Genomic DNA, 21,073 nt, shown 5'->3' with positions numbered 1-21,073 from the left:
ATGTTCAGCCCTTCACGTCCCGAGGGTCGTTTCCGTAGCTGTTGCGTTCGGCGATCTGCCCGTTCTCGTTGCGGATGATGTGCTCCGCCTTGAGCGAGCGCGCGAGTTCGCGTCCCGCGGCGACAGCTTCGGACTTGGTGTCGTAACTGCCCTCGATGGTGCTGCGGCCCTCGATCTTGTTGCGCCAGATGCCGTTCTGGTGGAATGTGTCGACGTCGCCGTGCGGCATAGTGTCCCCCTATCTTTGAATCCCCTGTCTACGGTCGCCGCGGCATGCGCGCGAGCCCCTTGCGGAGCGGTTGACGTCCGGGCTACGGACGGTTTGCGCCCAGCCAGGCCGGTCCTTGTTCGCCGCTGGTGCCGTCATCGACTGAAAGCCGAAGGGTGCTCGGCTGAGCGCGTTCCGTCGGGAGCACCCTGCAGAGGCATCAGTGCCCGCAACTGCGCGTAACGGCCGGACCGTGCAGGCCGAGGCATCAGCCTCCCGGCGCCGCCGATGACGACGGCGTGCACCGAGTGCCTGCCCGCCGATAGTGTGAGCAGGTTGTGCGCCACAGGGCGCCTGGACCGGGAGTATTCAATGGCCGATGATGGCATTAAGTACGAGACGCGCACCCTGAAGACGGTGCGCGGCATGGAGGCGCGCACAGCGAAGAAGTGGGAAGAGCAAGGCTGGGAGGTCGTCTCTCAGACGGCCGGCAAGCTCACCAGTGAGCTCACCATCCGTCGCCCGAAGCCAAAGACCCCCTGGCGTCTGCTTGCCGGACTCGGTGCCTTCATCGTCGCCCTGATCCTCTTCGCGCTCGTCATGTCCCAGATCACTGGGGGCGACAAGGATGAGCCGGCGGCCACTTCGCAGCCGACTACCGCGACCTCATCTGAACCGAGCGCCACGCCGTCTGCCATACCCACTGCAGCGCCAGCCCAGACGTCGGAGCCGGCAAACGTCGTCGACACAACTGTGGATGAGCTTCTCGACAGGCTGAATTCGGCAGACCTGGGTGGCATCGAGGTAGGAGACCAGTTCCGCGTCATGGGTGAGCTTGCGGGTAGCGAGTACTGGATCACCGGAGCCACGGGGGACTACGCAGTCGCTCTTAACGCGCACGACGGCGCCGACGATCTCATGATCCTGCTCGAGGATAAATCGGTGGCGGACGGGTGGACCGATGGTACACGCGTACAGCTGGTTCTAGAAAACGTGGAGAAGACCATCGACGGAGAGACCGACGATGGCTGGATGCAGGTCCTCTCGGCGACGGTCGTGCCGTAGGCGCACAGCCCTGCGACCAGTCCGCAAGCCCCCACCAGGTACCCATGTGCTTCGTTCGATGCTCAGCAAGGGTCTGCTGGAGGCTCGAGGCAGCGCGTTCAACGCGCGTTCGTGAACATCTCGGAGGTGACGCCTTCGAGTAGCGATCCGGGGTCGATCTTTAGGGCTTCGGCGATCCTCACTAGCGAGTGAACGCTAGTCAGTCCCCGCCCTGCTTCGTACCCGCGGATGTTCGACGAGTCGATCCGGCTAGCGACGGCGAGCTCGTCAACGCTCATGGAACGTGTTATCCGTGTTTCGCTGATCCGCGAGTCGATGTGTGCCGCGGCCGCCGACGATGTTCTGGCCATGAATGACACGGTACTCGTACCCGCCGTTTCAGGAGTTTCGTCGCCAAGGGCGGAAAGCCCGAGGACTGGTGGAAGAGTTGGTCCGGTGCGTACAGCATCGCTCCCACCCAGGATGCGCCCATCGTGCGACTGCGAACCGCCCCAAGGGCGCGCCCATCATCACGCTCGCATGGAGAAGCTCGCCACCGGCTTCTTCACGGGTGGTCACGACGAAGCAGCGCGAGCGCTCTCAGTCCGGAAGCTCCATCGACCAGGTGAGACCGGCGGCCGCGACCAGGCCGTCGCCGTGGAGGAAGTGCGGGGGCCTGCTGCCCTTCTCTCCCGTCCACTCGAAGTAGCCGCGCATCCTGGTCGTCATGGTCCGGCTCTGGGGAACTATGGGATCTCTCGCTTTCGCGATGGCTGCCATAGCTCTGCTCTCGGTCGCCTTCTCGCTTCGGCTTTGGGGCTCTGTCCCTCGGGCCGCAAGTGAACGTGCGGCGGAGCTCGGTGCTGAGTTGGTCTGTCCCATCGTCAAGTTCACGGTGTCCGACGCGAGCGGGGAGCCGCGTCACGGCGGGAGGGGTTGGTGCCTGGTCTTAGGGGGCCGAGTTTTCATCGAGGAGTTCCGAGGGAAGAACGTCGTTCGCTCGGGGGGCGCCTGAGCGGGGTAATGCGCTCAGCACCGTCACCAAGGTATCTGCCTCTTCTGCGGCATCGGGGTGGCGGGTTCCTCGCGTTTATCTCGACTTCGACACCGCCAAGGTCTCGTTCGAAGTGATGCGTTCATCCGGAACGCCATACCTCTGGCCTTCGCCAGACGCCGTAGCAAAGGTCGTGCGGACGTTCGAGTCCGCGATGGCTCAGTGACGTGCGACGTGGATCGCCGTGGATATCCTGAGCGAAGATGGCGCGCTGTACACCTGCACTCGGCTCGAGGCGCACATTGACGTGGCGACCGTAGAAAACTAGTTCATCCTCTACCTCTGCGAGCCGGAAACGATCCCCCCTTCGAGCCGATGTGTGAACGACCACTGGTCGCACCTTTGCGGTGCGATGACGGCGACTGCACCCGAATCGCATAGCGGTTGACTTGTGGATCTGACCTCCCGCTGTGCTGAACCGTCTTCCTCTTCTTGCAGCTAGGCATGGACCGCCGGCGCGCTGAGGGGCCCGTAGGCTCCGATCTCCGACTCGAAAGCAGCGATCCTGCCAAGTCGGGCAAGGTCTGCCAAGGTGACCTTGGCTGGAGCTTCCCCTACTCTCGCTTGGGATCGGGAGCCGTTGCCAAGGTTGCCAAGTAGTAGATCTCTTACATGAGAAGAAAAAGAGAGAAGTAAGAGAGATAGGGCCAACTTCACTCTGAAATCCCCTATATAGAGCACCCCGCACTTGGCAACCTTGGCTGGAGGTCCGTTTTTCGAGTTTGACCTGGGAAAAGTTGCCATTTTCCTACTTGACTTGAGCTTGGCAGCTGCCAGATTCGGCGAATCTGCGCTTCGACCGGCGAATGTGCCGCAGGGTATGAGGCGAGAGAGTGTCGCGGAGAGCACATCCCCGGTCGAGCAGTCAGCGGGCTGCCGAGCGTACCGCGGCCATTGCAGGGAGGCGGGGCCTTCTGCCAGGGCGCGTGCTCCACAACTGACAAGTCCACAGTGGAGATAGAGCCATGCGGCTCGAACGTCGGGGGCAAGCGTGCGCGGCCGCCACGTCTCGAGTGCGTGGCTAAGCGACTGGGCATTCACCGACGCGCGATGTCCCCTCCGTATGAGGATCCCGGCGTGGAGTGTCGCTTGTGCGCTCGTCCGGGCCGTCCGCGGTCAGCCGAAGCGCCATGAGGCCGACGGCGTGGGGTAGCAGGTGTCACAGGAGAGCCCGCCGGCAATTCTCCAACGATCTGTTGGAGAATTCGGATCGGGCGTCGGTTTGCGCCCACAGCCGAGCCGTGCCCGCCACGTTGCATCGCCGCTTTCGGCGTTACGGGAAAAGCGGTGAGCGAACGGAACGGCCACCACGAGGGTGCTGCCGCCAATTGTCCAACAACCCGTTGGACAAATCGGAATCGTGGGTCGGTTCGTTCATCGCCGGGCCAAGACCTTCACGTTGCAGGGTCGCTCGCGGCGCCACGCGACCAACGACGAGCGAACGAACGGTGTCCTCCGGAGGCTCCGCAGCCAATCCTCCAACGGCCCGTTGGTGAAATGAGGATCGGTGCTCTCCATAGGCTGCATGCAATTGCGCAACAGGTCGTTGCGCAATTGGGGCGAGGCATGCGCGTGCCGGACAGCGCGCACCGAGAATCGGCATGCCGGCGCCGTAGCATCGTGCTCACTGTCACCGAGTACACCAAGGTGGAGCACCTCACCGGGGTGAGCCGTGCATGGTGATGCGAGAATGACGAAGGGAGGTTTGCGCCATGCCTGAGACGGATGTCCGCCGAGACAAGAAGTTCTGGGTGAGCCTTGAACTCCACCGCGAGATCGAACGCATCATGAATCTCGACCCCGAGCTGGTCCGCAGTCGCGGGCTCGACGGGGTCAACCGAGTGCTCCCCAACGTTCGCAGTACCGGTGGGCGAGCGCTCGTGGAGACGTGGCGAAGCCTCCTCATCAATAGGGACTGGGAACAAGTCCGCCGTACCTCACCTCGGAAGACGAGAACTCCGTCAAGATGAGAAATCTCACCCTCTTCCTGGATGTCATGACACAGGAGCGACGCCAGGAGATCCTCGATGAGCTTCTCGCCAGACTTTGAATGCCCAGGGCGGATCCCGGAGCGCTGACGTTCAGGCGGGTCAGCTGCCCCATACAGCCGCGTCGTGCTTCGCTTCAAGCAGCACATCGGCCAGTTGCCCCTCGCGGAGCCGCTCGATGTTCGCGGGCTGTTCAACGCCGTCTTCATCGGTGAGCGGGGTGTTCAGCCACTGAGCCCACGTCCACGGGTCGTTGACGCCGGTGCGAAGCACGCGAAGCACGTCTGCAAGGTCGCTCGCTGGTCTGCCATCCCAGATCTGAAACGCCGGGTAGAGCTGCACCCCATCGGAAGTGGTCAGCCTGAGTAGCGCGAGCGAATCTACGGCCTCGTTCACCATCGCCTCCGTCCACCCGAGTGTGCGTGCGACGGACACCGTGGTGTAACAGGGGCCGACGATCTCGGCCCAAGGGTTCGTGTTGTTTGCGCTCTGCTCGTTCACCATCGTCGCGCCGCGTTCCGCATCTCGTGGAGGCTTGGAGTTTCCAGGCTCCGCGTGCTCAGGTCCAGGAAGGCGAGATTGTCTTCCTGAACATCGCGACCGAGGCTCACAACTCGTCGCCCGTCCTCAGCCATGCCGCCGCCTGGCGTGTGTATGTGACCGTGCATCAACAGCTCAGGGCGAACGGCGTCCCACACCTCGCTGACCCGCGCTCGAGACTTCGCCGATTCCGCGAGGGCCTCCGTGGGAAACCGATGTGGATTGGTGCCCAGCAGCTCCCGCACCGCACGAACCGGTGTGTTCGCCGGCGACTCGTGCGTCAGCATCACGTCCGCGGGACCACCGGCTACAGCTGCCGCGACATGCTCGTCGGTGATGGCCTCATCGGGCCACCAGTCGCGGCCTTCGGTGCGCCAATGCCGGTCGACGGAGGCAGCGCCGCCCAGCGAGAGGATGCTTCTGCCGCCGATGGTGAGCCGAGCTGGTCGCGAGAGAATCCAGGTGATGTCGGAGACACGCACCGCAGCTCCGGGATGCGCGTCGAGCAGCGGGCTGATCAGATCCCACGGCTCATGGTTCCCGACCGTGACAAAGACGCGCTCGATGCCTGCCTCGCCGAAGAGCGCGTCTGTCTCGAGCGGGTCCATCCACCAGTCGCCAAGCTGCAGGACGGTCGTCACGCCCACGGCGAGACGGGGCAGCGCTCGGGTGAGCATCTTCAGCCAACCGACGTTGCCGTGCCAGTCGCCGCAAACAGCCACGCGCTCGTCCGGGATGGCGAGGTGGCTCGCGTACTCGCGAACTTTCACAGCCCTCCTTCGGTGAGTTCCAGGGATGATGCCCCCAAAAAATGTTCGGACGCTGGCTATCCACGTGTGTTCAAGGGATATTCGATTCTTTCAGGCAAATCCTCGCAATTCCATTTATACCTGGACGAGTGTAGCCGGGCATTGCGTGAGATCATGGACGGGATATGACCACGACATCGCTGCCCCCTGTGCTCCGTCCGGCCGACCCACCCCGTCGTGCGCTGGCCGAGCTGGCCGACCGCTTTGCCCGAGACGTCCGGGGTGACATCGCGGACGTCCAGTTGAGCGGCATCACCCTCGCCACCGCCGACCTGCGCGCGGGAGAGGCATTCGTCGCGATCCAGGGCGTGAATCGGCACGGCGCTGAGTTCGCGCAGATCGCCGCCGAGCAGGGTGCCGTCGCGGTCATCACCGACCTGGTGGGTGCCGAGATCGCCGCGTCCGCCGGTCTGCCGATCATCGTGGTCGACGATCCGCGCGGCGTGCTCGGCGCGCTCAGCGCCTGGGTGTACGGCACCGGCGCAGGTGATCCCCTGCCGCTGCTGTTCGGCACCACCGGAACCAACGGCAAGACCAGCGTGTCGCACCTGCTGCAGGGGCTGCTGGATCAGATCGGGGTGGTATCGGGTCTGTCGTCGACCGCTGAGCGTCACATCGCCGGGGAGGTCATCGTGTCACGGCTGACCACACCCGAGGCATCCGAGATGCACGCGCTGCTCGCCCTCATGCGCGAGCGGCAGGTCGAGGCCGTGGCGGTCGAGGTCAGTGCCCAGGCGCTCTCCCGGCACCGCGTCGACGGCATCATGTTCGACGTCGCCGGATTCACCAACCTCTCTCACGACCATCTCGACGACTACGCCGACATGGAGGAGTACTTCGAGGCGAAGCTTCCGCTCTTCACGCCCGAGCGCTCCCGCCGCGCTGTGGTGAGCGTCGACTCGGCATCGGGGGCGGTCGTCGTCGACCGCGCAACCGTCCCCGTCATCACCGTCGGCACCCCGGCCATCGCAGACGACCCCGAGGCCGCTGCCGCGGCGGACTGGGTCGTCGCGGTCGAGGACGAACGCCCGAGTGGCACCGCGTTCACGCTGACCGGACCGGGGGGACGCACGCTCTCGAGCGTGGTGCCGGTGATCGGCCCGCACATGGCCGCCAACGCCGGACTCGCGATCATCATGCTGCTCGAAGGTGGCTACACGTGGGAGCGCATCACCGACGCCCTCGCCCGCGACGGCCACATCGTCGCGCACCTGCCCGGACGAACCCAGTTCATCTCGGGCGAGACGGGCCCTGCCGTCTATGTCGACTTCGGCCACTCCCCCGACGCGTTCGAGAAGACCCTCGCGGCCGTGCGCCGAGTCACCCCCGGCAAGGTGCTCATGCTGTTCGGCGCCGACGGCGACCGCGACGCCACCAAGCGCTTCGACATGGCCCGCACGGCCGTCGAGGGCAGCGACATCCTCGTGATCACCGACCATCACCCTCGATTCGAGGACCCGGCGTCTATCCGCGCCACCCTGGTCGAGGGCGCCCGCCGTGCGCGTCCGGACGCCGAGGTCCACGAGGTCTCGCCGCCGGAGGACGCCATCGTCACGGCCGTGGGCCTGGTCGGCGAGGGCGATGCCATCCTTTGGGCGGGACCCGGGCACCAGGACTACCGCGACATCCGCGGTGTGCGCACGCCTTACTCCGCGCGTGAACTCGCCCGCCGGGCGCTCATCGCCGCCGGATGGCCGGCACCCGAATCGCACTGGCCGGTGCCGTACATTGACGCACGCTGAGCGTTAGAGATCGGCGAGGAAATCGTCATCGGTCTCCTCGCCGCCGCCTTCCAGGTGGGATGCATATCCGCAGAAAGGCTCAGCGCAGCCGAGGTACACGGTTCCGTCGATGAGCGTGAAAATGTGCAGCAGCGCTCCGCACCGGGGACAAGCCCAAAGTTGGGTCGATTCGGGGTTGCCGTTCACGGCTCACGCGCTGAGGGGCGATGTGAACGTATGAGTGGAACGAATCGCCTCGAGTTTCGATTCGAGGATGCGCGGCCGGTGGACTCCGGTCAGTGTGCCGAACCGTGGCGTCACTTGGGTGACCGCGAATGAACCCCCGCCAGCCCACGCGATCTGCCCACTAATTCCGCCCGGGTCAGAGCCGTCGACAACAGCGAGAAGTCGCGGGAGGGTGAAATCTAGCACCGTCTGAGTGTTGCGCTCGACAGTGACCCATCGCCGCCGCATCTTGTGAGCAACGGCAGCCGTCGTCCCGGATCCCGCGAAAAGATCTACGACAAGCTCGCCCGGGTTAGAAGCGATGTGGATGATGCGCTCGAGGAGTTCTTCGGGTTTCGGAGTATCGAAGACGGTCGAGTTTGGAAAGAGCTGCAGAAGGTGCTTCTTCGCGTCGTCATTCGTGCCAACATCCGACGAGCCCCAGACGGTGAACGGGACGAGTCCTCGCAGTTGGTGCGCGAAAAGCTTGAGCCTCGGCGACCCGTGGCCCTGCTTCGGGAACCAGATCCGGTCCTCGTCCAACAGCTGCTTGTACGTCGGTTCGGTGGCGTACCAACTCCGACCACGCGGCGGCCGGAGCACATCGCCAGCTGGCGTGATGATCTCGTACTGCTGGGCCTTCCGGAACCCGGGCGCCGTGAAGGGCGCATCTGCCCAAGGGCCGCGTGGGTCGTCGTCGCGATTGCGAAGCGTTGCCTCGTCCTTAACCAACAGGTTTCGGCTGGTCTTCCAGCTGCGTGGGCCGGACGGTGCATACACCAGGATCGTGTCGTGGTTTGAACTGAATGCAGCGCGTGAATCGCGCGTCTGCCGCTTCTGCCAGATCACGGACGCGACGAACGCGCCCTCACCAAATACCTCGTCGAGCACCATCCGGGCTCGATGCACTTCGGAATCGTCGAGGTGCAGCCAGATCGACGCGTCATCGCGGAGCAGCGGCTTCACAGCAGCGAGACGGTCGCGCAACATGCTCAGCCACATCGACCGGGACATCGCGTCGCCGTACTGGTTGAAGGTCTTCTGCGTGTTGAAAGGCGGGTCAATGTAGAGGACGCGGATCCCGTCAGCGAACAGCGGCGTCGCGCTCAGCGCGATCAGAGCGTCGAGGCCGTCACCGATGACTAGGGCGCTTGACGTCGAGGAGTACATCGACGTCGTGTAGTCATGGCGTACGGGCGGCATGGTGAGGCGAGCGTCGTCACTCGGCACCCAGACATAGCTGCTGCTCCCGGAGGCGTGGAGCTCGAGGTCCTTGTTCGGCCACACGAGTTCGATGCCGTCATTCACGGGCTTGGTCACCTTCTATCCATGCGCAGTGCGCTCCACTGACCTGGCCCGCTGGCGCCTGCAGCCGCTGTCGGTGGTCCACTACAGACTACGATGGCACCGGCCATCGACATTGGTCGGCAGGCACGACGGAGGCTACAAATTCTCAACAACACACAGATCCGCGCGACGAAGCCGTTTGTCCGCTGGGCCGGCGGCAAGACGAAACTGCTTCCGCGCATCTTGCCGTATGTCCCTGAGTCGTTCGAGCACTACCACGAGCCGTTTCTGGGGGGCGGCGCCGTCTTCTTCGCCGTGCAAGGACGAATCCAGAAACGGGCGTATCTGGCCGACCTCAACGTGCACCTCGTCAACGCGTGGAACGCTATGCGCGACTGTCAAGATGAGCTCCGCCCGTTGTTGGACGAGTATCAGGCCAAGGACTCCAAGGAGTACTACTACGAGGTCCGCGCGCAGGAGCCCACGAGTCAGTTGGAAAGCGCGGCTCGTTTCCTATATCTGAACGGGACCTCCTGGAACCACTTGTGGCGGGAGAACTCCAAGACGGGCGCGATGAACACCCCTCACGGCGCTCGCGCCTTCAAGAGCTTCAGCGATGAGGTCTACGAGGGCTTGGCAACGACGCTCTCCATTGCTGACATTAGGCACGAGGACTTCCGCGTCGCCCTTGACCGTGTCCAGCCGGGTGATTTCGTGTATCTCGACCCGCCGTATCTGCCGGTGTACACGAGGCCCGACATCGAGCGAGAGCCGACCGCGAAGTTCAATAAGTACACCGCGCAGACCTTCGAACTACCCGATTTGATGACCCTGGCCAGCATCTGCGAGGACTTCACTCGTCGGGGTATCAAGTGGATGATGTCTAACCGGGACACGGAGGGAGTTCGCGACCTGTTCTCTTTCGCCGATATCGTCGGATTCACAGCACATCGTTCGCTGGCAGCCCAGAGCAAGCGTGAGGTGGAGTCGCACCGCTCACCGGAGGCCATCGTCATCGGGAGGTAGAACGTGGTCGCTCAGACGGTCGAGGCAGTGTGGGTCTGGAAGTATGTCAAGTCCAACTCCGCTGCGATCTACGGGCGTCGAGGTCCGGCACCGTATTCTCACGATTTTCTCCAGTCGGGCGCCTTTAGCTCTGAGCCCGGTGGCCTTCTAGCACGCATGTTTGGTGTCCCTCCAGTCGGTGGGGCGACTCAGCAGATCACTTATGTTTGGCCTGGCGGAGGATCCCAGCCAGGGTTTGTGAGCTTTTCGGGCAAGCGCTATCACGTCGGTTGGTCTACCAACAATGCACCGTTGCCCTGGAAGCTTGCGCCTCAACCGACCGCGGCCGGTCCTGAGACCATTCCCGGAGATCCAACCGCCGGAACAGTCGCTGCGGCCGACGCGGTGCTCGATCAGATCGACGCACAGGGCATCGAGCCATACGTCGTTGCTGTGAAGCTCCGGGATGAAAACAACATCCTGCACCTTCGGGCGTATCTAGATAATCCGCCGTCTGGTATGGACTGGGCTGCGCTTGATCAGACGCCCCAGGTCGTGCGCGACCTCGCCAGGGCAACGACAGGCAAACGGGCATTGCGCGCAAGGGAATTCAAAGGTGGCGTGATCGCGCCGCCGCATGTCGCCCAGTTGGTCGATGCCCTCGAGGAGAACCCGAACGTACTCTTGGTCGGTCCGCCGGGTACGGGGAAGACGGTTCTTCTGGAGGACCTGGCCAAGTGGGTCGAGCATCAGAGCGGCGGGCTCCATTTCGACCCGGATCTGAATCACGACGCCTTCATCGGAGCCACCGGCGGCCTGCCAGGCAAGACACGAACGGTCGTGCTTCACCCGTCGTATGGCTACGAGAACTTGGTGGTCGGACTGCTTCCCATTTCGACGACTAGTGGTGCGGTCGGAGTCGAAGCAAAGGCTGGGCCGCTGGTAAGTCTTGCTCATTACGCGTCTGATCAGACCATCGAGCGCCGGGCTCTTCTTGTGCTCGATGAGTTCAATCGCGGCAACGCGGCGGCGGTGCTCGGTGACACGCTTGCGTTACTCGACCGCGACAAGCGCGGAGTTGCTCGGGTGAATCTCCCGTACGACAACATTGCTGTGGATACGGAGTTCATGAGCAACAAAACCACGGACGTTCCTAACGCATTCACCTTGCCGCCAGCGCTGTGGATTGTTGCTGCGATGAACTCATCCGACCGGTCAGTTGCGCCCCTCGACGCTGCTCTTCGGCGCCGCTTCTCAATCGTCGAGATGCCTCCGGACTATTCGCTTCTGGCACAGCAGCTCGATGCCGACGAGGATGACTTCCCAGATGACCTCGACGACTGGTCTGCCGGGACTGTGGCGCACCTCGCTGTAGCCGTGCTGGAGCAACTCAACAGTCGGATCGACGCCGTGCTTGGCGCCGACTTCCGCCTTGGCCACTCGAACTTCTGGCACGTCCGCCGCGACACGGTGGATGAGGCTGTGCAGAGCCTCGCGCTTGCGTTTGATCAGAGAGTGTCCGGGACTCTGCGGCTCGCGATGCAGGATGACGATGGAGCCCTTGCTGCTGTTCTACGGGCTGGCACGGCTGACGCGCCAGTGACTGAGCCGAACGCCGTCGCGTTCTGGAAACCCGCGCCACAAGAGCTTGGAACCTACGCATCCGCGCGGCTGCACCTTCGCACACTGGGTGATCTATCAACCGATGATGCACTCGGAGAGCTGATGCGGTTGGCTGGGCTGACGCGCGCGCCAGTTGCAACCACCACCGACGACTAATGCCTACCCGACACCGGTTCGAAGAGCTTCTGGCTCGACCCGTCGATGCTGTTACTCGGAAGGAGCTTGAGCGCGCCGGTTCGGAGTTGCACGCCCAACTCAGGCTTGGAAAGCGGCAGGCCTTCAGCTTCGACGGTGAATCCGTGCGCTTCGAGAACCTCATCGGGTCATTCGGTCTACCGGGCGGCGATTCTGTAGAGGTCTCGCCGAAGGTGAGCGTTGAGGAGAACTGGGCCCCGTCAGTTGTGCAACTGCTCGAGCCGAACACTCCTCTTGCGGTCACCGGTGCCCAGCGTTCGAGTCCCACCGTCAGGAGGCGCGACCTGACAGGCGCTCTGGCACTCGAGTACGCGCGACGGCTGGAACGCGCGCTGCGCACGGAGGGTCCGTTGCAGGTGTACGAGAGGAGGTCAACTCTCAGCTCCCGCCTCAATGGCCGTCTGGACGTCGGACGCTGGCTACGCACCTCAATAGTGTCACCGGCGCGCTTCCCAGTGACGAGGGACGAGCTCACCGTCGACAATGAGTTCGCGCGAGGTCTGTCTATCATTGCTGGGGCACTGAGTAGATCTGCAGCAGGGAGTGAAACGAGCGCCCGGCTCCGTCGGTTGCAGACCGCAGTCATCCCCGGTGCCGGTGTGCCGTCGTATGTCAGCCCGGCAGTCGCCCGTCGGGCTCTACCATCGCAGTGGGTGCGATATCGGCCCGCGTGGGACATCGCCGCCGCGCTGTTGCGGTCGTGGTCGGTTCTTGGAAAGCCTGGGCAGGCCACCGGACTTGAAGTCGCTGTGACCCCTTGGCCGCTCCTTGAGACTTTGCTGGAGCGCTCGTTGCGACGGATAGCGAGCGATGGCGGCTTCATCCACGTTCCGAAGCGCAAGCACGACCTTCTCGCTGTTCGTGGCACTGGCTCGATTGCCCAACGAGTGGAGCCCGATGGGTTATTGCAGTGGCCCGACGGTACCGTGGCAGCGTCGTTCGAGGCAAAGTACACGCGCCAAACCGAGACGCCCAAAGAGGCTCATCTATATCAGGCGCTGACGACTGCAGCCGTGGTGCGGTCACCGCTGGCGGTCCTGGTCTACGCCGGTGAAACGGAACCTCGCTGGTTCGACGTTCATGGCTTCGGTGGCTACCCGGCCCGTGTTGCCACCATCGGGCTTGGCCTATTCACGTACGAGGCCGGCGTGGGAGACGCGACGCGCGCGCGTCGGCTTCACCACCTCATCGCAGCCGCCTCATCCCGTACTCCCTGAACTCAGCGGGCATACGGCTGGCCACCAGTGAGGCGGCGAGGAACTCCGATGCTAACCGTCAACCGCATCATGCGGCGAGCGGACACCTTGTCAGGCTGTACGCAACGGACGACTACCAGCGACTACGAGCCACCAAAGCCCGAAACTCCAGTCTGGAGTAGCTCCAGAATGTCCGAAATAGCTTTGGAAGTCACAGGTGGAGGGGCTGACGGGAATCGAACCCGCGCTGTCTGCTTGGGAAGCAGAAGTTCTGCCATTGAACTACAGCCCCGCACGCCGTGAGGCGCCTGGCCAGCATAACAAACTCAGGTCACCGGAAGTCGCCGAGCGGCGTGACGCGTCGCTCGACGGCATCCCACCGCCGCAGCGCCCGTGCCGAGCCGACGATCTCGCCGCCCACGAGCGGCACCGCGCGCTCGAGGTCCTGCAACCGCACCCGGCGCGCGAGGGTCACGTGCGGGGTCCATCTGCCGGGTGCGGTGTGCGGGGCGTCGTCGCCAGGCCCTGCCGCCGCGTGCACCTCGTCGTGGAGGGCGAGCAGCGCAGGCGACGGAACGACGCTGCGCACCAGCACTCGCCGGTCGCCGTCGCCGAACAGCAGCGGCGATCCGAGGCTCACCTGGAACGTCGGGCGGGCGGTGAGAGCGGCGCCGTCGAGACGCTCGAGTGCGCTGCGCACGAGCAGGGTCACGTGCGGCCTGTTGCTGGCTGCCGTGTGCGCGGCCATGCTCGACAGGCCGGCGGAGGCCAGGGCGTCCCACTCCGCACGCACGGCGGTCTCGGTGGCCTCGTCGAGCAGCAGCTCGACGGAGATCACCGGGGCGCGCGTCATGGGTCGAGGATAGTGCGGCTCTCGCGGCACCGTTACGCTGAAGGCGTGCTTCTCAGCGACCGCGACATCAGGGCAGAACTCGCATCAGGCCGCATCGGTCTGGCGCCGTTCGACGACGAGATGGTGCAGCCGTCGAGCGTCGATGTGCGACTGGACCGGTACTTCCGGCTCTTCGACAATCACAAGTACCCGTTCATCGATCCCGCGGTCGATCAGCCCGAGCTGACCCGGCTCATCGAGGTCGCCCCGGACGAGCCCTTCATCCTGCATCCCGGCGAATTCGCCCTGGGAGCGACGTTCGAGCAGGTGTCGCTGCCGGACGACCTCGCCGCACGCCTCGAGGGGAAGTCCTCTCTCGGACGGCTGGGACTGATCACGCATTCCACGGCCGGTTTCATCGACCCCGGCTTCAGCGGTCACGTCACGCTCGAGCTGGCCAATGTCGCCACGCTGCCCATCAAATTGTGGCCCGGCATGAAGATCGGTCAGTTCTGCTTCTTCCGGCTCACCTCACCGACCGAGAACGCGTACGGCTCCGGCCCGTACGGCAACCGCTACCAGGGGCAGCGCGGGCCCACGGCATCCCGCTCGTTCCAGAACTTCCACCGCACCGATGTCGGCACCACAGACGCGGGAGCTCTCGGGCGCTGACCATGACCGATTCGTCGAGGGATGCCGAGGACGCGCCGGTCGTGCCCGAGCTCGATGTGCCCGAGGTGGAGGTGCCCGAGCTCGATGTGCCCGAGCCGACGATTCCGGATGCGGTGATCCCCGAAGCGGCTCTCGCCGAGCCGGTGATCCCGCCCGCGCCGCCCGAAGAGGCTCCTACGCGAGCGGCTCGACGAACGACGGCGGCACAGAAGCTCGCGGCCGCACCGATACCGGCATCTGAGCCCCGCTCGACCGCGCCGCCGCCAGATCCCGCTGTCGTGCCGCCGGCGACCGGAGCGACGCCGGGCAGCTACCGCGCGTGGACGATCGCTAGCTACAGCTTCCTCGGGCTGCTCCTGACGGGCGCCGTCGTCACGATCGTCGTGCTGCTCAGCTGATCCGCCGCCGTGCGGCGGCTGCTGCGGCCGCGCGGTCGCACGGCCGTCAGGGCCGGCGCTGTCAAGGGCGTGGCCCGACCCGCGGCAGCCGCCTATGGTCGGTGGGCATGAGCGCGGAGAACACATCGACAGCTGAGGATCACGAGCGCGCACATCAGGTGCTCGTCGTCGGGGGAGGCAACGGCGGGCTCTCGGTCGCGGGACGACTTCGCAGGGCCGGGGTCGCCGACGTAGCGGTGGTGGAGCCGTCGCAGACCCACTATTACAAGCCGCTGTTCTCGCATATCGCCGGCGGCACCGCGAAGGCGAGCGAGGCCGTGCGCGCGCAGGCCGACGTGTTCCCGGAGGGGGTTCGGTGGGTCGCGGATGCCGTCACCGCAGTCGATGCCGAGAACAAGCGCGTGCATCTGGCATCCGGTGACACAGTGCGCTACGAGCAGCTCATCATCAGTCCCGGCATCCGCAATGACTGGGACGCGACTTCGGGGCTCGAGGAGGCGATGCGCTCGCCGCACGGCGCCTCGAACTACGAATTCGATCTCGCCCGCAAGGCCTCCGCGCTGCTCCGCCGGGTCCGTTCTGGCACGGTGGTGTTCGTGCAGGCACCCGGGCCCGCCTCCTGCGCGGGGGCGGCGCAGAAGCCGATGTATCAGGCGTGCGCATACTGGCAGGCGATGAACGTGCTGCACGACATCCATGTAGTGCTGCTGGTGCCGACGCCGACGATCTTCGGCATTCCCGAGATCGACGCCGAGCTGCAGCGCGTGATCGACGAGTACGACATCGACGTGCGCACGGGAGTGCGGCTGCAGGAGGTGGATGCCGACCAGCGCACGATCTCGTTCGGTCCGATGGGCGGCGAGCGCGAGCAGCTGCGCTACGACCTGCTCATGGTGGAGCCGGTGCAGAAGGCCCCCGAGTGGATCCGCGCGAGCGGGCTCGCCGATGCCGAGGGCTTCGTCGCGGTGAACGAGCGGACCCTGCGCTCGACCGTGGACCCCGACATCTGGGCATTGGGTGATGCGGCGGGCACGATGAACTCGAAATCCGGAGGCGCGCTGCGCAAGCAGACCAAGGCGCTCGCCGAGAACGTGCGCGCTGTGCTCGAGGGACGTGAGCCGACGGCCATCTACGACGGTTACGGCGTGTGCCCGTTCACCGTCTCGCGCTCAACTGCCGTGTTCGCCGAGTTCGACGACCGGCTGCGCATGATGCCGACCCTCTGGAGCAGCTCGTATCGCGAGAGCCGGATGAACTGGATCATCGACCGGCGGATCTTCCCCCAGGTCTACTGGCGCATGATCCTGCAGGGCCGCGCCTGAGGGGCAGCCGGGTCATCATCCGGGTCGCGCTCAGGCGCGCTCATGCGGGGGCAGTCGCACGAGCAGCAGCAGCACGAGGCCGACGGCGAGCACGATCGCCAGCCCCAGCACGCCCCAGTAGGTGGCACCGAAGGCCGCGATCATGACCGCCCACATCATGGGCGCGAGGAAGCTGGCGACACGACCGGTCGTGGCGTACAGGCCGAAGATCTCGCCTTGCAGCCCGGTGGGCGTCACGCGGGCCAGCAGAGAGCGCGAGGCGGCTTGAGCCGGCCCGACGCACGCCGAGAGCACGAGGCCGCAGATCCAGAACGGCATCTTGCCGGCGTCGTGCAGGGCGAAGACGACCACTGCCATCACCAGCAGCAGAGACAGCGCGACGACGATCACCGCCTTCGCGCCGAAGCGGTCATCGAAGCGTCCGGCGACGATGGTCGAGATCCCGGCGACGACGTTCGCCGCGATGGCGAAGATGATCACCTCGTTGGGTGTGAAGAAGAACACGGATGCCGCGAGGATGCCGCCGAACGCGAAGACCCCGGCGAGGCCGTCGCGGTACACCGCGCTGGCGACCAGGAACCAGAAGGTCGAGCGGTGCGTGTGGAAGAGGCGGACGACGTCGCGCACCAGCTCGGCATAGCTGGCGAGGAAGCCGACTCGTTTCAGCCCGGGGGTCGGTGGCGGCTCTGGCACATCGCGGAACAGCGGGATCGAGAACACGATCGTCCACACCCCGCATCCGACCGCGATGAGCCGGTAGGCCAGACCGTTCGAGGTGTCCATACCGAACCAGTCGAAGGTGGTGAACACGACGATGATCGCCAGTGCGATGATCCCGCCGATGTATCCGAGCCCCCAGCCGAGCCCGCTGACGCGGCCGACCGTCTTCGGTGTCGAGACGCTGACGAGCATCGCGTTGTAGTTGACGCCCGCGATCTCCGAGATCACCGCGCCGAGGGAGATCACCACCGCGCCGTACCAGAAGAAGGCGGGGTCGGCGAAGGTGAAGAACAGGGCGAACTGCGCGAACGCGAGCAGGATCGTGGCGGCGAACAGCCAACGCTTCTTCGAGCCCGAGCGGTCGGCGGCCTGCCCCAGCACGGGGGCGAGGAGCAGGATGAGGATGCCGGCGAGCATCGACACGAAGCCGTAGCCGCTGGTCAACTCCGCGATGGCCCTCTCACGCACCGGATCGTTCTCGCCGAGCGCGGCGATCTCGGGCGGGAGGAAGCTGCTGCCGGTGAGATACAGCGACACGAAGACGAAGGTGAGCAGCACCGAGTTGAACGGCTGCGCGGCCCAGTCCCACAGCGCCCAGGAGCGCACCCGCTTGCGGGGGATCTCGACCTCTTCCCCGCTCTCGGCGAACGTCGCGCCGAAGGCGGCGACGGCGCCGGTGTTCGCGGTCGGCGGGGGAGCGGCGGCGGCATCATGACCGGTCATGTCGGCCACGCTACCCGATCGAGATGGCGCGCTGAGGTGCCGCTCGTCCGGTCGCATCTGCGAATGTCGGAGGCCGATGTAACACTGAGAACATGAACGGAATGGCGAACGCGACCGACGCCGAGATGGCCAGTCTCGACGGTCTGGTCTCGTCGCTGCGTGCCGTCGAGCAGACCCTGCAGGGGATGCTGGCGGCCCGCGACGGGATGCTCGCGCTCGCCAATCGGCTGGCGCTGACGATCGCCGAGCGCGGCGATGGTGTCGACGCGTCCGACATCACCCTGCGCAGCGTCGCCGCTGAACTCGCCAGCGCGCTGCGGGTCAGCGACCGAACAATGCAGCGACGCATGCTGGCCGCCGAGATCGTCGTCGAGCGGTTTCCCGAGGTATGGCAGGCGCAGGCCGCCGGGCGGATCACCGCGGGCCACGCACGTGTGATCGTCGACGCCGGCGCGTACATCGACGACGCGGCCGCGCGCGCCGCCTACTCGGCCAGAGTGCTCGAGTTCGCCGAGGACGAGTCGCCGAACCGGGTGCGCATGATCGCCGAGCGCGTGGCGCAGCAGTACCAGGCGCGTTCGCTCGAGGAACGACATGAGGACGCCCGCGGGAACCGCGGGACATGGGTGACCGATCATCCAGACGCGATGTCGGAGCTGCACGTGTTCGGGCCGTCCGTGCTGATTCACGGTGCGCACGATCGCCTCACTCAGATGGCGAAGGCGCTCGCGCCGAAACGCGGATCCGCGGCGTCCGAATCCGCCGCGTCCGAATCCGCGGCCGGGCACGACGGCGCAGACCGGCGTACGCTCAGCCAGCGCCGGCTGGACTTGGCGATGGACCTGCTGCTGACCGGACGACCCGCCGGCCACGACACCGCTGACGGTCTGCTCTCTGCGATCGTGGCGCAGGTCGCCGTGACGGTTCCGGTGCTCACGCTGCTGGGGCAGGACGGTCCGGCGGCGGAGATCGACGGTCGCGCCCCGATCGACGCCGCCACCGCACAGCTGCTGGCCGACGCGTCGACGGGATGGGATCGTGTGCTCACCCATCCGATCGACGGCCGGGTGCTCGCCGTCGACCGCTATCGTCCGAGCCAGGCGCTGCGGCGAAAGCTGCGGGGGCGCGATCAGCGATGTCGTTTCCCCGGGTGCGGAATGCCTGTCCGCACAGGCGACCTCGACCACACTGTCGACGCAGCCTGGGGCGGGGCCACCAGCGAAGACAACCTGGAAGCGCTGTGTCGCCGACATCACGTGTTGAAGCATCAGACTCCGTGGCACGTTCAGCAGCTCGACGACGGGCTGCTGGAGTGGACGAGCCCGACTGGACGCACCTACATCGACAGGCCGCCTCCGCCGAACACGGTCGTCTTCACCGCCGCGGACGAAGCGAGTGCCGACGTGGGCATCGGCCGTCCACCTTTCGGATGATCTTTCCCCCGTCGCCCGCATGATCGCGCACCCACGGGCCAGGGTCACAGCTCGGCTCGCCTAGCGTGGAAGCAGACCGATCCGAGGAGTCCCGTGTTCACCACCCCCGCCCGCCTCTTCCGCGTGCTCGCGATCGCCGAGGCGATCACCTGGACGCTGCTCATCAGCGCTCTCATCGCGCGCGCCGTCGGACAGCCCGCCGTGCTGGTGACGGCCGCCGGTGGCATCCACGGCTTCGTCTTCCTCTCCTACGGTGCGACTGCCGTGCTGCTCGCGTTCCATCAGCGCTGGCGTGTGGGCGTCGCCGTGCTCGCCGTGGCCAGCGCCATCGTGCCCTACCTGACCATCCCCGTCGAGATCTGGCTGCACCGTAGCGGACGCCTCGAGGGCCGGTGGCGCCTCACCGCCACCGAGGACCCCCGCGACCACACCTGGTACGACCGCACCATGCGCTGGTTCCTGCACCGGCCCTGGGTGCTCGCGCTGCTGATCCTGGTCGCGATCATCGCGATCTTCAGCATCCTGCTGCTGATCGGCCCTCCCGGCGGCCGCTGACCCGCTCCGCTGCCCGGCGGAGCACGATCACGCCGGAATCTGCTCCGCGCGTTCGCGTCCCTCCGCCCGAGGCGCCCGCGGCGCGATCCGGAAGTGATGGAACACGATGTTCAGCACGACGGCGGCGAGGGTCGTCGAGCTGATCGACGAGTTGAAGATCACGGTGAACCAGTCGGGGAAGCCCGAGTACACGTCCGGACGCACGAGCGGCAGCAGGCCGATCCCCAACGCGCCCGCGACGACCAGCAGATTCAGATGATCGCGGTAGTCGACCTTGGCGAGCGTCGCGATGCCGCTCGCCGCGACCGAGCCGAACAGGATGATGCCCACCCCGCCCAGCACCGGCGTCGGCACCGCGGCCACGACGCGTCCCAGTACGGGCAGCACCCCCAGCACGATGAGAATCACCCCTCCGGTCGCCACGACGAACCGGCTCTTCACGCCGGTGATGGCCACCAGCCCGACGTTCTGGGCGAACGCGCTCTGGGTGAACGAGTTGAACACCCGCGAGACCGCGCTCGCCACCATGTCGGCCCGAAGGCCCGCGGCGATCCGCTTCGAGTCGACCTTCGTGCCCACCACCTCGCCGACCGCCAGCAGGTCCGCCGTCGTCTCGGTGAAGGTGACGAGGATCACGATCATCATCGACAGGATCGCCGCGAGGTCGAACGTCGGCGGGCCGAACGCGAACGGCGTCGGCAGTGCCAGGATCGGCCCATCGGGCACCGCCGAGAAGTCGGCGGCACCGAGGAAGATCGCCAGCACCGTGCCGATGACCAGCGAGAGCAGGATGCTGAGCCGCGCCATCGCCGGGGTACCGAGCCTGCTCAGCAGGAAGATGATGAGCACCGTCAGTGCCGCGAGCCCGAGATTCGCCGGCGATCCGAAGTCGGGCGCCTGCGGGTCCGGACCCATCGCCCACCCGGCGGCGACCGGCATCAGCGACAGCCCGATGGAGGTGATCACCGTGCCCGTCACGACCGGCGGGAAGAAGCGCAGGATCATCGCGAACGCCGGTGCGAGCACCAGGCCGATCGCCGACGACACGATCACCGCCCCCATCACCGCCTGGATCCCGCCGTCGCCCTGGATCGCCAGCATGGTCGCGATGCCCGAGAAGGACACTCCCTGCACCAGCGGCAGCTTGGAGCCGAAGAACGGCAGGCCCAGCGTCTGCAGCAGCGTCGCGAGCCCGCCCATGAAGAGCGAGCAGGTCACCAGCATCCCGATCTCCCCGGGCGTCATCCCACCCGCCTGACCCATCACCAGGGGCGGTGCGATGATGCCGCCATACATCGTCAGCACGTGCTGGAAGCCGTAGGCGATGTTGGGTCCGAAACCGAGCCGGGCGTCTTCGGGGCGGGCGGGCGGCAGCGCGGCACTCATGACGAAGAATCGTATCCGCAGCGGCCGAGGCTGCGTCGCAGGATTCCATTCCTGCGAGCCCGTGACGGGCCGGTGCGTCCGTCTACACCCGCTGTTCCCCCTGCGCAAGGGGGACGATCGCCCCTGGCGCGCTTCCT

Annotated in this window: 19 protein-coding genes and 1 tRNA gene; 10 read left to right on the top strand and 10 right to left on the bottom strand. The window is 65.8% G+C overall.

Features of this window, described 5'->3' with window-relative positions; translation table 11 throughout:
* Nucleotides 1-4: 4 nt before the first annotated feature.
* Entirely contained in the window at nt 5-229 is a 225-nt protein-coding gene (locus WFG93_RS01855) for a DUF2188 domain-containing protein (protein ID WP_336644615.1), read from the bottom strand.
* 351 nt (nt 230-580) lie between these two features.
* Here WFG93_RS01855 and WFG93_RS01850 point away from each other — a divergent pair, with 351 nt between their 5' ends.
* Nucleotides 581-1,273 carry a hypothetical protein gene (locus WFG93_RS01850; RefSeq protein WP_336644614.1) on the top strand — a complete coding sequence of 231 codons (693 nt, stop codon included), beginning with the start codon at nt 581-583 and terminating at the stop codon, nt 1,271-1,273.
* 98 nt (nt 1,274-1,371) lie between these two features.
* On the opposite strand, the gene WFG93_RS01845 is transcribed toward WFG93_RS01850, so the two are convergent.
* The 4 genes from WFG93_RS01845 to WFG93_RS01830 all read right to left on the bottom strand — a co-directional run bounded on the left by WFG93_RS01845 (nt 1,372) and on the right by WFG93_RS01830 (nt 5,604).
* Nucleotides 1,372-1,623, bottom strand: a complete 252-nt coding sequence (locus tag WFG93_RS01845; protein WP_336644613.1) for a helix-turn-helix domain-containing protein — start codon at nt 1,621-1,623, stop codon at nt 1,372-1,374.
* A 229-nt stretch (nt 1,624-1,852) separates the two neighbouring features.
* Nucleotides 1,853-1,981 carry a hypothetical protein gene (locus tag WFG93_RS01840; protein WP_336644612.1) on the bottom strand — a complete coding sequence of 43 codons (129 nt, stop codon included), beginning with the start codon at nt 1,979-1,981 and terminating at the stop codon, nt 1,853-1,855.
* 2,415 nt (nt 1,982-4,396) lie between these two features.
* Nucleotides 4,397-4,798, bottom strand: coding sequence for a hypothetical protein (locus WFG93_RS01835; protein WP_336644611.1), 402 nt, complete (start codon nt 4,796-4,798; stop codon nt 4,397-4,399).
* On the bottom strand, nt 4,792-5,604 hold the full coding sequence (locus WFG93_RS01830; protein WP_336644610.1) for a metallophosphoesterase family protein: 813 nt from the start codon (nt 5,602-5,604) through the stop codon (nt 4,792-4,794). The genes WFG93_RS01835 and WFG93_RS01830 overlap by 7 nt, the downstream gene beginning before the upstream one ends.
* Nucleotides 5,605-5,768: 164 nt before the next feature.
* Between WFG93_RS01830 and WFG93_RS01825 the strand changes: the two genes are divergently transcribed.
* Nucleotides 5,769-7,385, top strand: a complete 1,617-nt coding sequence (locus WFG93_RS01825) for a Mur ligase family protein (RefSeq protein WP_336644609.1) — start codon at nt 5,769-5,771, stop codon at nt 7,383-7,385.
* A gap of 189 nt (nt 7,386-7,574) precedes the next feature.
* On the opposite strand, the gene WFG93_RS01820 is transcribed toward WFG93_RS01825, so the two are convergent.
* Nucleotides 7,575-8,909, bottom strand: coding sequence for a site-specific DNA-methyltransferase (locus tag WFG93_RS01820; protein WP_336644608.1), 1,335 nt, complete (start codon nt 8,907-8,909; stop codon nt 7,575-7,577).
* A gap of 81 nt (nt 8,910-8,990) precedes the next feature.
* Here WFG93_RS01820 and WFG93_RS01815 point away from each other — a divergent pair, with 81 nt between their 5' ends.
* From WFG93_RS01815 to WFG93_RS01805, 3 genes are all read left to right on the top strand, one after another.
* Nucleotides 8,991-9,902, top strand: a complete 912-nt coding sequence (locus tag WFG93_RS01815; protein ID WP_336644607.1) for a DNA adenine methylase — start codon at nt 8,991-8,993, stop codon at nt 9,900-9,902.
* Nucleotides 9,903-10,139: 237 nt separating this feature from the next.
* Entirely contained in the window at nt 10,140-11,660 is a 1,521-nt protein-coding gene (locus WFG93_RS01810) for an McrB family protein (RefSeq protein WP_336644606.1), read from the top strand.
* The gene (locus WFG93_RS01805; protein ID WP_336644605.1) at nt 11,660-12,916 is read left to right on the top strand and encodes a 5-methylcytosine restriction system specificity protein McrC; all 1,257 of its coding nucleotides are present in this window, start codon (nt 11,660-11,662) and stop codon (nt 12,914-12,916) included. The genes WFG93_RS01810 and WFG93_RS01805 overlap by 1 nt, the downstream gene beginning before the upstream one ends.
* 197 nt (nt 12,917-13,113) lie before the next feature.
* Here WFG93_RS01805 and WFG93_RS01800 read toward each other — a convergent pair.
* Together WFG93_RS01800 and WFG93_RS01795 are read right to left on the bottom strand one after the other, a co-directional pair.
* Nucleotides 13,114-13,187 (bottom strand) — tRNA-Gly (locus WFG93_RS01800).
* Nucleotides 13,188-13,226: 39 nt separating this feature from the next.
* Complete coding sequence (locus WFG93_RS01795; protein ID WP_336644604.1) at nt 13,227-13,748, bottom strand: 2'-5' RNA ligase family protein; 522 nt, start codon at nt 13,746-13,748, stop codon at nt 13,227-13,229.
* Between the two features lie 45 nt (nt 13,749-13,793).
* Here WFG93_RS01795 and dcd point away from each other — a divergent pair, with 45 nt between their 5' ends.
* From dcd to WFG93_RS01780, 3 genes are all read left to right on the top strand, one after another.
* A complete protein-coding gene (gene dcd / locus WFG93_RS01790) occupies nt 13,794-14,399 on the top strand; it encodes a dCTP deaminase (RefSeq protein ID WP_336644603.1) in 606 nt (201 codons plus the stop codon).
* A gap of 2 nt (nt 14,400-14,401) precedes the next feature.
* Complete coding sequence (locus WFG93_RS01785) at nt 14,402-14,797, top strand: hypothetical protein (RefSeq protein WP_336644602.1); 396 nt, start codon at nt 14,402-14,404, stop codon at nt 14,795-14,797.
* Between the two features lie 107 nt (nt 14,798-14,904).
* Nucleotides 14,905-16,119: an NAD(P)/FAD-dependent oxidoreductase gene (locus WFG93_RS01780; RefSeq protein ID WP_336644601.1), complete on the top strand. Its 1,215-nt coding sequence runs from the start codon at nt 14,905-14,907 to the stop codon at nt 16,117-16,119.
* A gap of 30 nt (nt 16,120-16,149) precedes the next feature.
* On the opposite strand, the gene WFG93_RS01775 is transcribed toward WFG93_RS01780, so the two are convergent.
* Nucleotides 16,150-17,562: an MFS transporter gene (locus WFG93_RS01775; RefSeq protein ID WP_336644600.1), complete on the bottom strand. Its 1,413-nt coding sequence runs from the start codon at nt 17,560-17,562 to the stop codon at nt 16,150-16,152.
* A 92-nt stretch (nt 17,563-17,654) separates the two neighbouring features.
* Between WFG93_RS01775 and WFG93_RS01770 the strand changes: the two genes are divergently transcribed.
* Both WFG93_RS01770 and WFG93_RS01765 read left to right on the top strand, forming a co-directional pair.
* Nucleotides 17,655-18,995, top strand: coding sequence for an HNH endonuclease signature motif containing protein (locus WFG93_RS01770; RefSeq protein ID WP_336644599.1), 1,341 nt, complete (start codon nt 17,655-17,657; stop codon nt 18,993-18,995).
* Nucleotides 18,996-19,088: 93 nt separating this feature from the next.
* Complete coding sequence (locus WFG93_RS01765) at nt 19,089-19,550, top strand: DUF3817 domain-containing protein (protein ID WP_336644598.1); 462 nt, start codon at nt 19,089-19,091, stop codon at nt 19,548-19,550.
* Between the two features lie 27 nt (nt 19,551-19,577).
* On the opposite strand, the gene WFG93_RS01760 is transcribed toward WFG93_RS01765, so the two are convergent.
* Nucleotides 19,578-20,936, bottom strand: coding sequence for a nucleobase:cation symporter-2 family protein (locus WFG93_RS01760; RefSeq protein WP_336644597.1), 1,359 nt, complete (start codon nt 20,934-20,936; stop codon nt 19,578-19,580).
* Between the last annotated feature and the right edge of the window lie 137 nt (nt 20,937-21,073).

This window comes from Microbacterium sp. USHLN186, assembly GCF_037145155.1.
Taxonomy (GTDB): Bacteria; Actinomycetota; Actinomycetes; order Actinomycetales; family Microbacteriaceae; genus Microbacterium.
This window is presented reverse-complemented; position numbering and strand designations above follow the sequence as displayed.